A 14,023-nucleotide genomic window follows, 5' to 3' on the forward strand; every position below is an offset into this window, starting at 1 on the left:
AATTAATATATACATGAACAAATTCTAATGAATTCCCATACTTATCAATTACGTAAATATCACCTACAAAACCGTCATCGTCAGTGATGGGGCTTGTAGTGGCAGTAACTAGTCCTTTGCTTGAAACTGTGAGGTTCTTAAAGTCGCCTTGGAGTATAACATACTTATATCCTGTTCCTGAACCTAACTGATAAGTTCCACCAGGGGTAAGGTGAATTGAATATACTATCTGTTGAGCTTTTGCCTCAGCTGTAGGAGTAAAAAGCGGGGAGTTTGAAAAGAAGAGGCCAAACGACAACATTAGAGCAGCAAATGATGCTAATAAGAGTTTTTTCATTCAAAAGAAACCTCCTTAAATTTTGTTAGATAACCTTACCTCTAATTACAAAAAAAGTAAGTGATGAACATCATGCTTTGTTACATTGAATAATTTTCTTTTACAAAATTCCTTACACGGGGGTTCTGGATAATGATTCTTAAGACCATATCAATCGAGCAAATTAACGCAGCAACCTACAACCCAAGAATTGATTTAAAGCCAGGAGATCCGGAGTATGAGAAGCTTCGCCGTAGCCTGGACGAATTCGGCTACGTTGACCCAATCGTTTGGAATGAGCAGACTGGTAACATGGTAGCGGTACAAGGTACTGGTCAATGAGCAGAACTGCACGGAGCTGGCCGTATCGGTAGTTAACCTAGACCCGGAGCGGGAGCGTCTGCTGAATCTGGCGCTGAATAAGGTATCTGGCCGCTGGGATGATGAAGCCTTGGCGCAATTGCTGAGTGAGCTGCAGGAAGGCGAGGCGGATCTGGCGCTGTCCGGTTTTGATCCGGAGGAGATCAAAGAGCTGATCACAGAGTTCGGCGGCATGCCGGATACCGAGATTGATCTACCGGTTGTGGAAGACGAATTCGACGTCAATGGAGCCCTTGATCAAATCAAAGAGCCTGAAACGCAGCGCGGTGACATTTGGCAGCTTGGCCGGCACATTCTCATGTGTGGTGATTCTACGGATGCTGAGGATGTTGCCAAACTGATGGACGGGGTGAAGGCGTCTCTAATTGTAACGGACCCCCCTTATAATGTGGCGGTACAGAGCGACTCAGCCCGCTTGGCTGCCGATGGTCGCAGCTCTATAATGAACGACGATATGCCCGCAGAGGAGTTTGCGGGCTTTTTGCATGCCGTCTTTGAACAGTACGCCGTGGCCATGGAACCGACCGCTGCAATCTATGTCTTCCATCCTTCATCCTATCAGCGGGAATTTGAGGACGCGATGAACGTCGCAGGGATTACGGTACGCTGCCAGTGCATTTGGGTCAAGAACGTGGCCACTTTCGGCTGGGCACAATACCGCTGGAAGCATGAGCCGGTCTTTTATGGCCATATGATGGGCAAGGCCCCGGCATGGTACGGCGATCGTACTCAGACCACGGTCTGGCGGTCCGGTTTACCGGCAGAAGATCCACTCCCTGAAACGGTTTGGGAGGTTTCAAAGGGGGATGTAACCAAATATGTTCATCCTACACAGAAGCCACTTGAGCTGCTGGCCATACCGATCCGGAACAGTAGCCAGCGTGAGGATATTGTGGTCGACCTATTCGGTGGCAGCGGCTCCACCCTTATGACTTGTGACCAGCTTGGCCGGACATGCCGGACAATGGAACTGGATCCGATCTTCTGTGATGTCATTAAGAAGCGATATCAGGAAGCTCCCGATATTGAGCCCGTGCTGATCCCGTAGTTTAAAGGTAGGCTTAAGTTTTGTATTTGATTTCTTATTAAGCTAACGATAGGATAGTACGGTGGCGATTACTTATCTTTGTAAAAGCTTCCCATTTCCATGTTTGACTCTGTATGATATTAAAAAGAAGATTTATCAAGGGGATTAATCTTTTGACAAATTAGAAATACGGAGGCTGAGTAATGCTAAACAAAATTGTCCCATATGAAGAAAACTATCATGATAATTTAATAAATATTTGGTACAAGGCTGTGTGTCATACACACACATTTTTGACTGATGAGGATATTGAATTTTATCATCAGATGCTTCAAAACGGAGCGCTAAATGAAGTTGAGATTTGGTTGGAATTGAACGAAAATGAAGAACCGACAGGGTTTATTGGGCTTGACGGAACAAAGATAGAGATGCTATTCGTAGATCCCAAATATCACGGAAGGGGTATAGGTAGTCGATTGATAAAACATGCCAAAAAATTAAAAGGCAGCAATCTCCAGGTTGATGTGAATGAGCAAAACGATGGAGCGTACACATTCTATAAACGGTTTGGTTTTGTACAGATAGGACGATCGGAATTGGACGGTTCAGGACGACCCTTCCCCTTACTTCATCTAGTAATAAAAAGTTAATCTACGTGACACTATAATTTAGAATCAACCGCCTAAAGATTCGGCGGTTTTCTTATGCCAAGACATATTAAAAGGAGGACGCGTTAACGTCCTCCCAATCACCCAGGGTATCCCCCGGCTGAGACAGCGGTCCGCCGCGCGCGGCACTTTGCAGTCATCCGCTGGCTCGCATTCCATTATGCTGGAAAGTCGAGGGGAACACAATGGGAACACCAGGTGAAATTTTGTTGCAGCACGAGCTCGAAGTCATGGCCGGTATTCTCGAAAGCAAGGCTCAGTACCGTAAAATTGTTAAGGTCGGCATAGCCAAATGGGTCAATGACTTCCAGGATGGCTTGATTGAAATCAAGACAGTGGAGGATCTGCGGAAGCTTGTTGAGTTGGACATTGAATTACAGAGAGAAGGGTTTTAGCCTACTTGTAATATAAATTGTAAATGCAGTCTCCACTGCACTCCCAATGCCGTTCATTTGTACCGAGTGTCTGATGTTGTTCAAGATGTTGTATGTCATATCCGATAACTTCTACATGGTCGAAAACAGCATTTGGAACGAATTCACGCACTAAATCAATATCTTCATTTTTCGCTTTCAGCTCTGCAGAAGGCTTTCCCGCTTCTCTGATGTCAGCATCAGACGGCCTAGCGTGTCTATTATTCATGTCAAAATGAGCTTTTAATTGTTTATCCAGCTTTATAATTGTTTCTGCCAAGTCGAGCACCTCCTTCCTAGATTATCTTGTGGAGAAGTTAAGGGAATTATTCTGATGAAACTGATTATGGAGGTGGTGAAATGTAACATGGCCAGAGAACGCAGTCCCGAGCGGGACAAAGCAAAGCAGATGTGGCTGGAGAGCAGTGGGACCATGAAGCTTAAGGACATCGCCGCTACGCTTTTTGTTGGCGAAAATAAGGTCCGTAAATGGAAGTCGGTTGACCGTTGGGAAGAGGAGCTCAAAGGGAACGCTCCACCTGAATCCAATGGGAACGTTCCAGTTGAAACGAAAGGGAACGTTCCACATCGCGGCGCTCCCAAAGGGAACAAAAACGCAGTCGGTAATCGCGGCGGTGCTCCCCCGGGCAATCAAAACGCGAAGGGAAACAGCGGCGGGGCCGGTGGGCCGCCTGGCAACAAGAAGGCGGTCACCACCGGTGAGCATGAAACCATCTGGCTCGATACCCTGACCGAAACCGAGCAGCAGCTCATCGATCAGGTGGACACTGATCCGATCATTCAGGCGAATGAATCGCTTTACCTTCTGACGATCCGGGAGCGCCGTATGATGCAGCGGATCAAAGCCTTGATGGATGGCCTCTCCGAAACTGAGCGCAACGTCTTTTATGAGCTGAAGGCTATTAAGGAAGTCGCAACAATCCATGATGAGAAGACCGGCATCACGAAAAAGATCCCGCATAGCCGTGATGAGATGATGGAATCCAAGATCGAGGAGAAGGGCTTCCGCAAACTGGATGACATTGTGAAGCTGGAGGAAGCCTTGACCCGCATTCAGGACAAGAAGATCCGAGCTATCGAGCTGAAGAACCGGCTGACCGACGACGAGAAACGCATCCGTATTGAAACCATGGAGTATGAGCTGCAGATGCTTCGCGGCGGTGGAGGTAAGGAAGACTTCGAGGATGATGGCTTTATCGACGCGCTGAAGGGCATGGCGGCGGGAGTGTGGAGCGACGATGGCGAAACTTAAACTCAAGCCACCGGCGTTCAAGTGATCCCCTTTTTCAGCTAAGCAGCTTAAGGTGCTGACTTGGTGGACACCCGAAAGCCCACACCATGACAAAGACGCCATTATCTGTGTTGGTTCGGTTCGGGCTGGCAAGACAGTCTGTATGTCCTTCTCATATATCGCCTGGGGGATGGACGTGGTGAGCAGTTCGATATGTCCGGCAAGACCATCGGTGCACTCCGCCGTAACGTAGTTGGGCCACTAAAACGTATGCTGGCCAGCCGTGGGTATCACGTTCATGACAATCGATCTGAAAATGTACTCACCGTTACCCGGGGGCTTATCAGCAACCGGTTTTTCTTGTTTGGTGGCCGAGATGAAAGCTCCCAGGATTTGATCGCCGGAATCACGCTGGCAGGCATGTTTTTCGATGAAGTTGCCTTGATGCCGATGTCTTTCGTAGACCAAGCGACAGCCCGTTGTTCTGTGGACGGTGCCAAGCTCTGGTTCAACTGCAATCCGGCCGGCCCGTATCACTGGTTTAAGATGGAGTGGTTGGATCAGCTGCAGAAGAAGCATGCGCTGCATCTTCACTTCACAATGGAGGACAACCTGTCTCTCTCTGATCGGGTGCGTGAGCGGTACCGGCGCATGTACAGCGGGATTTTCTTTCAGCGGTACATCTTGGGCCTATGGGTCATGGCCGAGGGGGTTATCTTCTCCAAGTTTGATGACGCGGTCCATAAGAAGGCACGGGACTGGTTCCCGGCCAAGTTTGACCGTAAGTTCATCTGTATTGACTACGGGGCCAATAATCCAACAGCGTTCCTGAAATACGGAGTCCGCGGGAACATCTATTATGAGCTGGAAGAGTATTATCACAACATCCGCCGCAAGGGTGAGAAAACGAATGGTGAATATGCGGATGACCTGGAAGCCTTTATTGACGGCGATGAGTATGCAATCTTCATCGACCCATCAGCAAAGGCTTTTATTATTGAGCTGAAGAAACGCGATATTAAGAATGTCCGGGCTGCTGTGAATACGGTACTGGATGGTATTCAGACGGTGTCCAACCGGTTCCAGCGCAATGAATTGTATATCTGTGCCGATAACACCAATTCCCTTCAGGAGTTGGTGTCTTACGTATGGGATGAAAAAGCCGCCGAACGCGGTGAGGACAAGCCCATTAAGCAAAACGACCATACCTGTGACGCGCGCCGGTATGGTATCCATACGGATTATCTGCTGCAGCGTGTGAAACAACGGAAGAAAGAGCGAGAGGAACGAATGGATAATGATTTGGGGTGGGTATAACGAATGAGCGGCGAAGCACAGTGGTTCCAGATAACAAAAGCAGAGGATAGGCACATTCCTTCCAGCGCGCAGCTGCCGGATAGCTTTGAGAACCTCTATGATCAGCATGGGCTGCTGCCATTCCCTCCTGGCAACGACCCTGCTTCCTGCAAGCTTCTGGTCCGAAACAGCAACATTATCCCGCAGTGCATTGAGGCATACAAGCGGAACATTGCCGGTTACGGCATTGCTTTGGAATATATCCCGGGGGAGAGCGATCAGACCGCGCTTGAGGAGTGGAACAGGGCCGACAAGTTTCTGGAGACCTGTAACCTGGAGGATACACCGGATGAGATTATCAGCTCTTTGATTGAGGACATTGAGAGTAGCGGGAATGCGAATGTGGAGGTCGCCTGGCCCACGGGTAGTGAGTTCCCGACACTCTACCGGATGAATCCCAAATATGTACGCTGTACCCGGGAAACTGACAAGGTGACAATCAAGCGGACGCGGCTGATCCGGTCGTCGAAGAAGGTCGAGGAGTTCTCGCAGGACATCTACGCCCGGAAATACGCCATGAAGCGCGGGCAGTCGGTAGTATGGTTCAGATCCTTCGGAACAGAAGGTCAAGGCAATCAGATCATTCCTCTGAAGCTTGGTAATGACGGCCCCTACGGGGAGCCGCGGTGGTTTGGGAATGCGCCGGGCGTGGTCGGCAGCCGGGAGGCTGAGGAGCTAAATGTTTCCTATTTCTCCAATGGCCGTATGCTTTCCATGCTGCTGACTGTGACCAATGGCCGGCTGACCAAGCAATCCATGGAGCTGTTGCGGAATGTTAAGGGAGCACAATCGCAGGGCGGCATACTTTACTTGGAAGCGATAGGGGAAGAGACCGGCGGGCCTTTAGATGAGAAGGTCGAGAAAGTGGCCATCAAGCTGGACAAACTGAATGATCTACTGCAGCAGGATGCATTGTTCCTGGAATATGGAAAGGACAAGAAAGCCGACATCCTATCCGCGTTCAGGTTGCCGCCGATTCTGGTGGGGCAGAGCTCCGATTACAATCGCGCTACGGCGCAGGCCGCGCTGCGGTTTGCAGAGGAGCAGGTCTTTGAGCCTTACCGCAAGTGGATTATGGATGAGATTTTCAATAAACGCCTGTTTCCGGCTATGGGCATCTTCCGGGTGCGGGCGACCCTGCGCGGGCCGCGCATCATTGACCCAGAAGACCGGAAGGCATTGCTGGACTTTATCGCAGACCGGGGCATAATGCTGGTGCGGGATCTGATTCCTATTGCTGAAGAAGTACTTGATACAACCATTGATGAGTCTAAGTACAGTGCGGAATACCTGGATACACCGATCGCGCAGCTTGTGAACAGCCAGCCGGCTATAACCGTACCTGAACCTGACTCCGATGTGAACGATCTGCAGGAGCGTGTGGCTACAATTGCCAAGCGTCTGCTACGTCAGAGTCATGATGAGGTAGTCGACCATGTGTAAGGAATGCTGGGAGCTCATCGCCAAAGCGGACGACACTGAGTTTCTAGACAGCCTGGAACTAACCAATGCAGAGCGCGCGGTGCTGGAAGAACTCTACAAGCAAGGAGAGAATCGGATTGTTGAGATTCTTGATCTTCAGGGGAAGGCGCTGCATGATGCGATTCTGGAACTCAGCGAGGAGCTGCTGCTTGATCTCGGGGAGCTGGGCAAGGTTATACAGTCCGTACAGTCCGGTGATTTATTCACAGTCCAGTTTGAACAGGCGGTATATGATGCCTTCACGCCGCTGTATCATCTTGCCGGCGAATCGGAGCTGACGGTCTTAAACACCGATAAGACCTGGTCCACGAAAAACAAGGCAGCGTCCCGATTCGCTAAGAACCTGCAGAAGCTTGTTCCAGATATGAACGGGACTAGTGCGGATGTCATGACCCGAGCCTTTCAGAAAGCCATCAAGGAGGGAAAGACACCCTCCGAGCGGGCATTGCTGGTGAGAGAGGTCAGCGCTGCCGCTGCTAAGGGAGACGCTGGCCCTTTTAACATAGAGCGGTCCATTACCGTTTCCCGAACCATGAGCACGGCCGCAGCCAACGGTGGTAAGTTGGAGGGTTGGAAGCAATCCGAGGTGGTCATCGGTAAGAAATGGCGTTCTTCGAAGGGTGATCGCACCAGGAAGACACACCGTAAGGCGAACGGCAGGTGCAGCCGCTGGACAAGCCTTTTGAAGTCGGTAAGAGCAAGCTTATGTTCCCTGGTGATCCTTCAGGACGACCGGAAGAAATTATACAATGCCGTTGCACAATGCAGTCGGTGATGGATTGATATTTCATGAAAGGAGGTGAGAACAGATTATGAGCTTTAAACTGAAAGACGCTAAGATTACGCATATCTCTCTGGTAGACAAGGGCGCAAACGGCGTGCCGTTTGCTATTATCAAGGCTGCTGGAAAGAATGCCATTCAGAAACAGGTCCAGATTGCCAAAATTGACGATGACAAGCGAATTGTCAAAGGAGTAGTGTATCAGCCGGATGTGGCCGATGCTCATGACGATCAAATGGATGAAGTCGAGATCGAGAAGGCAGCTCATCTCTTTATGGAGAAGCAACACACCTACAACATCGACAAGCAGCACGATCTCGAAGCCGACAAGGGATTTGTCATAGAGTCTTTCATTGCTCCTTGTGACATGACGCTCGGTGAGCAGCAGATCGCGAAGGGCTCCTGGGTGGCAGCTGTGAAAGTGACGGACGACGATACTTGGGAGGCCATAAAGAAATGCGAGATAACAGGCTTTTCAATGTGGGGTGTAGGTAAGCGGGAAGAGATCGAGGAGGAAGAGGAAGTATCCAAGGGGATCTTGAGCCGAATAGCCAAAGCGCTGGGGCTGATTGAAAAAGGCGCGGTCGCAGATAAATATCATAAGAACCGGAAGAACCGAGAATTTTGGGCGGCGCAGGATGCCCTCAACTCGGTTCTTTTTAATTGGGACAGCTGGCAGAGTGGACTGGAAACTGATGCGGAGACCATTCGGGAGGCGCTACAGGATTTTGTAGAGATCGCTCAAGGTGTGCTGATTCAGGACGACATTATCAAGGCCATCGGCGCGCCGCCGGAGCAGATTGCCAAAGCCGGTAAAAAGATTTCAGCCGGCAACCTGAAACACGTCGACGATGCTATCGCTGCTCTAACTGAATTGAAAAATAAAACGGCTCCCGTAGAAGAGGAGCCCGAGGGGGAAGACGAATTGAAAACTGAAGATATTGCCAAGGCCGTTACGGCCGCAATGGCCCCGATCGCTAAGCAGGTAGAAGGCCTGACGGCAGAGATTGCGGAGTTGAAGAAAGAGGAAGGTGTCGAGGGTGATCAACCCGCCGGTGCTGCTGCTCCGGCTGCGACCGTAGAAGAGACTGCGATTACAGATGCCATTGCCATAGCTCTGGCACCGTTGAGTGAGCAGATGCAGTCGCTAACAGCTGATGTGCAGCTGGTGAAGAATAGCCGCGGAGCCTCCGCTCAAGGTGATGAAGAAGAAATCAGCAAATCAGAAGGCGCCGTTAGTTTCGGACGCTTCCTGTAATTCGAAGGAGGAATGCATACTATGAAAACAAACGGTATTATCACGAGATCTAGCATCCAGAAATCAACTATTGTAACTACGATGGACCAAAACGCTATGAACTATGAGGAAGTCGAAGCCTTCACCGATATGGCGTATGAGGCAAATGGTTTCTTGAAAGGCATCCGTCATGAGAACCGGAAGAGTTCCAAAGGGACCATCGATAAAGTCGGTGTGCGGGGCCGGAACATGCGCGGTAAAAAAGAGAATATCATGGCGACCAATACACCAGGGCTTACCTTCCCGCAGATTCCCTATTCAGTAGAGCCGGTAGTACTGCCTTTCGACATCACAGAAGAGTTTATCCGCCAGACGCAGCGGGTACGCGGTCAAAACGCTGAAGATATCATTATGCGGAACATGGCCAACAACTATGGTGAGAATATGCAGGATATTGGTTTTAATGGTGATAAGGCAACCCCGAACACTGATCCGGATTATGAGTTTCTGAGCATAAATGATGGGTGGTTGAAGAAGGCGCGTACCACCGGTCATTACTTAGATTGGAAAACACTTTCGGCTAAAGAGAAAACTGGGGTTTTGTTTGAGGTAGAGCGAGCGATCCCGACCCGGAACAGAGCCGGTGGCGTGTTCAAATATTTCATGCATCCGAACACCTTCAGCGAGCGTCTTCAGATGCTGGCGGAGAAGGATACAAGTGCATCAATCCAACTGCAGATTATGGGGGGTACGAAGCAAGTCAATGCTTATGATGTTGAAGAGGTCTGGAGTATGCCGGAAGGCGCCATTCTCTTTACCTATCAGCCGAACTTTGCCATGGTCCACACTTACGATATGCAGATTCGTAAGACGACTGAGGGCAAGGAAGCAATCTGGACGGATAAGCGGTTCTATGCGATTCACTCAGACTTTGACGCCATCTTCGAAGAACCGCAGGCCTTGGCTTATGTGGAAGGGGTGGAATTTTAATGCCATACGTAACCTACAGGGGCAAAAATGCCTCCCTTCGGCTATATAGTATCCGGTTCGAGCCGGCTAAGCCGGTGCTTGTACAAGACAAGACTGTGCTGGAAAAGCTGCGTGATCATCCTGATTTTGAAGTTAATGAGGAAAAGGTGATTCCGCTGGAGGACCTTACCGTTGTACAGTTGAAGGACAAAGCGAAGAAAGCCAGCATCGAAGGTTTTGCTGACATGAAGAAGCCTGAGCTGATCGCTGCTCTGAAGACGCTGGAAGGCGGCGGTGTTCCGAATGCTAACAACGACACTCCTTAAAATCCGCAGCCGTGTCAGCGCCGTGCAGGAGGAGACTGGTGACCAGCTTGAGCAGTACATCGATGACGCACAGACCCGGATAGAATTGTATTTACCTGTTCCTTTTCCAGCGATGGTAGATAAGCAGCTTTTGCTTGCCTGGGTGAAGCTGGCGGAATCGCTGGCCCTGCAGGACAGTGAGGAATACTTGGCTTCCGTTGCACGGGGCTATTCAGCAGAAAGTGATGGTGCCTGGACATACACCCGACTGGCGGTGGAGGGAAAGACCACGGGTAATGCTGATGTGGACTCTATCCTCTTCCTCTGGGTCAAGAAGCAGCAGTCCGGGCCGGATGATGGGAACATCACGGCCTATTTGCTATGAATCACCGCATGAATACCCCACTCTCGGTGTACCGGGTCGGCCGGCAGCAGGATGCGGACAATCTGTTCAGCGATCGGAAGGCGGGAAAGGTCGCGGATCTGAAATGTTTCGTTGTTAAGACGCAGACGGATGCCAAAGCAGAATCCAATCCTGTCATATACATTATCAAAAAGACAATAGGGGTTCCGAAGACAGCGGATGTTCGAATCAGTGACGAAGTTTTGCTGTTAGGACGCCGGTATCTGGTGATTGACTCTAACCCGCGCCGTTACTGGCGTGAACTGCTGGTGACTTGCGAGGTGAAGGGCAGTGAACATGCATGATTTTGATGGTTTGGCCAAGAAATTTAAGAAGTTTAGCGACGACGGTGTGAATCAAATTCTCCGGAACATCACGGAGGCTGTTGGCGAGACGCTGCTGAACCTTATCATCGACGAAATTGATGAGCAGGATCTGATCGACACCGGGACCATGTGGAACTCCTTTACTCGCGGGGAGGACGGCAACGTCTGGGAGTGGGATGTGGACCGGAATAGCATTACGCTGGAGGTCGGCTCTAATTTGGGTACGAGCAGCAGTGATCCCGGCAAGCGTGGGTATCCAAGGCTGCTGAATGACGGCTACACCATCCATAAGGCTCACTTTGTCCCGGGCTACTGGGCCTCCAATGGAACGTTTGTTTACGACCCTAGAGCAAAGACTGGGTTTATGGCCAAGCCCCGTTCTTTCATCGGCCGGCATTACTTTGATATTGCCATTCAGCAGTTGGAGGGTGGTATGAACGCTTTGATCATGAAGCGGCTGGAGAAGGAATTGGAGGGGATGCTATCATGATGGATGTTGGATTAAAAGCCTGGGCAGAACTCGTGCAGCAGGTCTATCCGGTTCTTCCAATTCTTCAAGATCGTTCCCGTTGGCTGGCCAGACAATTCGAGCAGCCGAGCGTATTTATAGAAACTGATCTAGTTTCCGATAAGGCGCACACCCCAGGGGCTGACCGGATCATAGAGGATGTGGGCCTGGTCTTCCACTACGATATGGAGCGGGACGACGATCAAGATCAGGGAGAGCCGGTTCCGTTTGACTTATCACCGTTCTTCCTGTACCTTCGTCAGCAGCGGTCCTGCGTGGCTTCACAGCGCTTTGGCATCATGATGGTGATAGAATCTCCGCGTACACGGTCGTTGAATGACCGGATTGAAATCACCTTCAGGTATTCATACCTTTTACACGTGCCGAAGTTGCTTGTGAACGGTGATGGCAGCCCAATTGGTAAGATCAATGATTTTTTTTTATTAAATCATATTGAGTTTCACTTATGACGAACAGACTTGCTCAACTAATAATTAAACTGCAGTCATTCATAATATAGTTAACATACCTCCTCCACTGAGGTATGTAATAATATAAGCAAATTATATATTATTAAAGGTGGTGTAATATTTTTTGTGGTTTTTGGGCCTTCTGTTTATTTTGATTTTTTATTTATCTATTGGTGAAATGTTGAACAGTTCAATGTTCAATATTGAATTTAGTTTATTTGATGGAATAATGCTTTTTCTACTATGTGTTGTAGTATTTCTATTCATTACATCAAAATATAAAAAACGAGTAATAGTAATCTGGGTACTTTTATCTGTAGTACCTGGAGGAGCTTTTATTTTCTATGGCTATTATACCCCTAGTTCTGGAGGCTGGATTAGTTTTGGATGGGATTGGGGTTTATGGGATTTGTTCATACCAATAATAGTGGCAATAGCACAAGGGATCACAATTGGATTAATCAAAACTATTAAACCAAATGACTGAGGTTTGACTTTCAGCTTTCGTCGTAAACACAATGATGTACTATCAAAGATATTTTTGTGAAGTACAGAATTAACCGCCCAAGGATAGGCGGTTTTTCTTTTGTTCAGAAAAAGGGAGGATTGTTTAATATGAGCCTAAAAAAACAGATTCGCCAGCCTACTGATGCTGTTGTTCCAGATGACCTAAACAAGCGAAGTAAAAAGGAATGGATAGAGAGCGCAGTGGTTTTGAAGCGGGAACGCTTTGAAATTGCCGGCGCTCTTTTTGATTGTACAGATGAGGCCCTGCTCTCATAGGAAGAAGTCAATCAGAAAGTGCAGGACTATTTAGGCCTGACAACAAAGGAGGAAGTAGTGAATGTCGATACAACGGAATAGACCCGGCGCGTATGTTGAACTGAAGGCGGTCGCCAAGTCGCGTGTCCTGTCGGTATCAGGCCGCGTGCTTGTGCCGTATCAAGCGGAGTGGGGGCTGCCGAACAAAGCTGTAGATATGGCAGGCCAGCCCGAGCGCTTTAAAGAATCCGGGCTGCTTGTAGATGAGTTGGAGTTGGCAGCGGAGAACGGGGCGACTGTGGTCGGGTACCGCGTGACCAATGGCAGCGAAGTGGCTGCATTACACTGGATGAATCCATGAAGACCGCCTTTCCGGTCAAAGTGACTACCGATGTCATTGAGGATGAGGTGCGATACTGCCAGCAGCTTGTCGCAGTAATTGAGCAGGACGGGCGTTTTACGGGACTACCTAAGGTGACTGAGCCATTGAATCTATTGAAAGAAAGCATTGCTGATGATTTGGAGCATCTACAAACTTCTACGGATGCGGATGCCAAAGTGGGCCATAAAACGGCGGACTCCTCCTTTTTCGGATACAAAACTCATATCGCGATGAGCGAAGAACGAATCATTACGGCGGCAACGATTACCATAGGGGAAAAGAGTGACGGGAAAGAATTGCAAACCTTGATTGAAAAAAGCAAAGAAGCTGGAATGATTGTAGACACCGTCATTGGAGACACCGCCTATTCTGAAAAAGACAACATCGCCTACAGCATGAAACATGAAATTGAGCTGATATCGAAGTTAAATCCAATGATTACGCAAGGTGCCCGCGCGAAGGAAGATGAGTTTGAGTTTAACAAAGATGCAGGAATGTACGTATGCAAAGCCGGACATCTGGCGATCCGCAGGGCACGTCAGGGCAAAAAAGGTCAAGGGAAAAACCAGAAGCACACCTATTACTTTGATGTTGAACGGTGCAAAAAGTGCCCGATGAGAGAAGGGTGTTATACGGAAGGTGCAAAAAGCAAAACGTATTCGGTGAGCATAAAGAGCCATGAGCATTTAAAACAAGCTGCGTTTCAGGAAAGTGAGGCCTTTAAATCCAAGGCTAAAGAACGGTATAAGATTGAAGCAAAAAACAGCGAACTTAAACACAGACACGGGTACGACGTTGCGTCCTCCTCGGGTTTAATTGGCATGGAAATTCAGGGTCCATGGCGATATTCACCGTTAATTTAAAACGAATATTGAAACTTATGGAGTAAACAACGGCCATGTAAGGCGAACAGGGAGAAAAAAAGACGACGCTCCATTCGGAAGTAACAGAATGGACGTCGTCTTTTTGATACATGATCGTGTTT

General features: G+C 49.0%; 20 protein-coding genes and 1 pseudogene. 19 read left to right on the top strand and 2 right to left on the bottom strand.

Annotated features, from left to right (window positions below):
• Nucleotides 1-337 (bottom strand): immunoglobulin domain-containing protein (locus tag A3848_RS24585; RefSeq protein WP_074087502.1); only part of this gene is annotated, 337 nt, incomplete at its 3' end.
• A 132-nt stretch (nucleotides 338-469) separates the two neighbouring features.
• On the opposite strand from A3848_RS24585, the gene A3848_RS33345 reads away from it, so the two are divergent.
• The 4 genes from A3848_RS33345 to A3848_RS24600 all read left to right on the top strand — a co-directional run bounded on the left by A3848_RS33345 (nucleotide 470) and on the right by A3848_RS24600 (nucleotide 2,787).
• The gene (locus A3848_RS33345; RefSeq protein ID WP_305953446.1) at nucleotides 470-658 is read left to right on the top strand and encodes a ParB N-terminal domain-containing protein; all 189 of its coding nucleotides are present in this window, start codon (nucleotides 470-472) and stop codon (nucleotides 656-658) included.
• Nucleotides 659-767: 109 nt separating this feature from the next.
• Nucleotides 768-1,745 carry a DNA-methyltransferase gene (locus tag A3848_RS24590; protein WP_305953447.1) on the top strand — a complete coding sequence of 326 codons (978 nt, stop codon included), beginning with the start codon at nucleotides 768-770 and terminating at the stop codon, nucleotides 1,743-1,745.
• A 182-nt stretch (nucleotides 1,746-1,927) separates the two neighbouring features.
• Nucleotides 1,928-2,374, top strand: a complete 447-nt coding sequence (locus tag A3848_RS24595; RefSeq protein WP_074087503.1) for an acetyltransferase — start codon at nucleotides 1,928-1,930, stop codon at nucleotides 2,372-2,374.
• A gap of 203 nt (nucleotides 2,375-2,577) precedes the next feature.
• Nucleotides 2,578-2,787, top strand: a complete 210-nt coding sequence (locus A3848_RS24600) for a hypothetical protein (protein WP_074087504.1) — start codon at nucleotides 2,578-2,580, stop codon at nucleotides 2,785-2,787.
• A gap of 1 nt (nucleotide 2,788) precedes the next feature.
• Here A3848_RS24600 and A3848_RS24605 read toward each other — a convergent pair whose 3' ends face one another.
• Nucleotides 2,789-3,085: a hypothetical protein gene (locus A3848_RS24605; protein WP_074087505.1), complete on the bottom strand. Its 297-nt coding sequence runs from the start codon at nucleotides 3,083-3,085 to the stop codon at nucleotides 2,789-2,791.
• Nucleotides 3,086-3,139: 54 nt separating this feature from the next.
• Between A3848_RS24605 and terS the strand changes: the two genes are divergently transcribed.
• The 15 genes and pseudogenes from terS to A3848_RS24675 all read left to right on the top strand — a co-directional run.
• Entirely contained in the window at nucleotides 3,140-4,078 is a 939-nt protein-coding gene (terS, locus tag A3848_RS24610; protein ID WP_256702547.1) for a phage terminase small subunit, read from the top strand.
• Between the two features lie 192 nt (nucleotides 4,079-4,270).
• Complete coding sequence (locus A3848_RS24615) at nucleotides 4,271-5,374, top strand: PBSX family phage terminase large subunit (protein ID WP_305953448.1); 1,104 nt, start codon at nucleotides 4,271-4,273, stop codon at nucleotides 5,372-5,374.
• 3 nt (nucleotides 5,375-5,377) lie between these two features.
• Complete coding sequence (locus A3848_RS24620) at nucleotides 5,378-6,856, top strand: phage portal protein (RefSeq protein WP_074087506.1); 1,479 nt, start codon at nucleotides 5,378-5,380, stop codon at nucleotides 6,854-6,856.
• Nucleotides 6,849-7,670 (top strand): structural protein, encoded by an 822-nt coding sequence (locus tag A3848_RS24625; protein ID WP_244169756.1) that lies wholly within the window; start codon nucleotides 6,849-6,851, stop codon nucleotides 7,668-7,670. The genes A3848_RS24620 and A3848_RS24625 overlap by 8 nt, the downstream gene beginning before the upstream one ends.
• Nucleotides 7,671-7,707: 37 nt before the next feature.
• Nucleotides 7,708-8,934 (top strand): XkdF-like putative serine protease domain-containing protein, encoded by a 1,227-nt coding sequence (locus A3848_RS24630; RefSeq protein ID WP_074087507.1) that lies wholly within the window; start codon nucleotides 7,708-7,710, stop codon nucleotides 8,932-8,934.
• A 21-nt stretch (nucleotides 8,935-8,955) separates the two neighbouring features.
• Nucleotides 8,956-9,903, top strand: a complete 948-nt coding sequence (locus tag A3848_RS24635) for a major capsid protein (RefSeq protein ID WP_074087508.1) — start codon at nucleotides 8,956-8,958, stop codon at nucleotides 9,901-9,903.
• Entirely contained in the window at nucleotides 9,903-10,208 is a 306-nt protein-coding gene (locus A3848_RS24640) for a Rho termination factor N-terminal domain-containing protein (protein WP_074087509.1), read from the top strand. Before A3848_RS24635 ends, A3848_RS24640 begins: the two co-directional genes overlap by 1 nt.
• The gene (locus tag A3848_RS24645) at nucleotides 10,186-10,572 is read left to right on the top strand and encodes a hypothetical protein (RefSeq protein WP_074087510.1); all 387 of its coding nucleotides are present in this window, start codon (nucleotides 10,186-10,188) and stop codon (nucleotides 10,570-10,572) included. The genes A3848_RS24640 and A3848_RS24645 overlap by 23 nt, the downstream gene beginning before the upstream one ends.
• Before the next feature lie 8 nt (nucleotides 10,573-10,580).
• Entirely contained in the window at nucleotides 10,581-10,895 is a 315-nt protein-coding gene (locus A3848_RS24650; protein WP_256702548.1) for a hypothetical protein, read from the top strand.
• Nucleotides 10,888-11,406, top strand: a complete 519-nt coding sequence (locus A3848_RS24655) for an HK97 gp10 family phage protein (RefSeq protein ID WP_244169764.1) — start codon at nucleotides 10,888-10,890, stop codon at nucleotides 11,404-11,406. The genes A3848_RS24650 and A3848_RS24655 overlap by 8 nt, the downstream gene beginning before the upstream one ends.
• Entirely contained in the window at nucleotides 11,403-11,894 is a 492-nt protein-coding gene (locus A3848_RS24660; RefSeq protein ID WP_074087513.1) for a hypothetical protein, read from the top strand. The genes A3848_RS24655 and A3848_RS24660 overlap by 4 nt, the downstream gene beginning before the upstream one ends.
• Before the next feature lie 124 nt (nucleotides 11,895-12,018).
• A complete protein-coding gene (locus A3848_RS24665) occupies nucleotides 12,019-12,381 on the top strand; it encodes a hypothetical protein (protein WP_074087514.1) in 363 nt (120 codons plus the stop codon).
• 56 nt (nucleotides 12,382-12,437) lie between these two features.
• A complete protein-coding gene (locus A3848_RS32475) occupies nucleotides 12,438-12,677 on the top strand; it encodes a hypothetical protein (protein WP_143186199.1) in 240 nt (79 codons plus the stop codon).
• Between the two features lie 61 nt (nucleotides 12,678-12,738).
• Nucleotides 12,739-13,017: a hypothetical protein gene (locus A3848_RS24670; RefSeq protein ID WP_244169758.1), complete on the top strand. Its 279-nt coding sequence runs from the start codon at nucleotides 12,739-12,741 to the stop codon at nucleotides 13,015-13,017.
• Nucleotides 12,984-13,927, top strand: a pseudogene (locus A3848_RS24675) (transposase); the annotation flags it as partial. The gene A3848_RS24670 and the pseudogene A3848_RS24675, both read left to right, overlap by 34 nt.
• Between the last annotated feature and the right edge of the window lie 96 nt (nucleotides 13,928-14,023).

The sequence above is a fragment of the Paenibacillus sp. P32E genome (genome assembly GCF_001909085.1).
Taxonomy (GTDB): Bacteria; Bacillota; Bacilli; order Paenibacillales; family Paenibacillaceae; genus Paenibacillus_AQ; species Paenibacillus_AQ helianthi.

What these genes read in the sequence shown, in the direction of transcription:
- A3848_RS33345 (WP_305953446.1), top strand. Translation starts at nt 470, where the DNA reads ATGATTCTTAAGACCATATCAATCGAGCAAATTAACGCAGCAACCTAC.
- A3848_RS24595 (WP_074087503.1), top strand. Translation starts at nt 1,928, where the DNA reads ATGCTAAACAAAATTGTCCCATATGAAGAAAACTATCATGATAATTTA.
- A3848_RS24600 (WP_074087504.1), top strand. Translation starts at nt 2,578, where the DNA reads ATGGGAACACCAGGTGAAATTTTGTTGCAGCACGAGCTCGAAGTCATG.
- terS (WP_256702547.1), top strand. Translation starts at nt 3,140, where the DNA reads ATGAAACTGATTATGGAGGTGGTGAAATGTAACATGGCCAGAGAACGC.
- A3848_RS24615 (WP_305953448.1), top strand. Translation starts at nt 4,271, where the DNA reads ATGTCCGGCAAGACCATCGGTGCACTCCGCCGTAACGTAGTTGGGCCA.
- A3848_RS24620 (WP_074087506.1), top strand. Translation starts at nt 5,378, where the DNA reads ATGAGCGGCGAAGCACAGTGGTTCCAGATAACAAAAGCAGAGGATAGG.
- A3848_RS24625 (WP_244169756.1), top strand. Translation starts at nt 6,849, where the DNA reads ATGTGTAAGGAATGCTGGGAGCTCATCGCCAAAGCGGACGACACTGAG.
- A3848_RS24630 (WP_074087507.1), top strand. Translation starts at nt 7,708, where the DNA reads ATGAGCTTTAAACTGAAAGACGCTAAGATTACGCATATCTCTCTGGTA.
- A3848_RS24635 (WP_074087508.1), top strand. Translation starts at nt 8,956, where the DNA reads ATGAAAACAAACGGTATTATCACGAGATCTAGCATCCAGAAATCAACT.
- A3848_RS24640 (WP_074087509.1), top strand. Translation starts at nt 9,903, where the DNA reads ATGCCATACGTAACCTACAGGGGCAAAAATGCCTCCCTTCGGCTATAT.
- A3848_RS24645 (WP_074087510.1), top strand. Translation starts at nt 10,186, where the DNA reads ATGCTAACAACGACACTCCTTAAAATCCGCAGCCGTGTCAGCGCCGTG.
- A3848_RS24650 (WP_256702548.1), top strand. Translation starts at nt 10,581, where the DNA reads ATGAATACCCCACTCTCGGTGTACCGGGTCGGCCGGCAGCAGGATGCG.
- A3848_RS24655 (WP_244169764.1), top strand. Translation starts at nt 10,888, where the DNA reads ATGCATGATTTTGATGGTTTGGCCAAGAAATTTAAGAAGTTTAGCGAC.
- A3848_RS24660 (WP_074087513.1), top strand. Translation starts at nt 11,403, where the DNA reads ATGATGGATGTTGGATTAAAAGCCTGGGCAGAACTCGTGCAGCAGGTC.
- A3848_RS24670 (WP_244169758.1), top strand. Translation starts at nt 12,739, where the DNA reads ATGTCGATACAACGGAATAGACCCGGCGCGTATGTTGAACTGAAGGCG.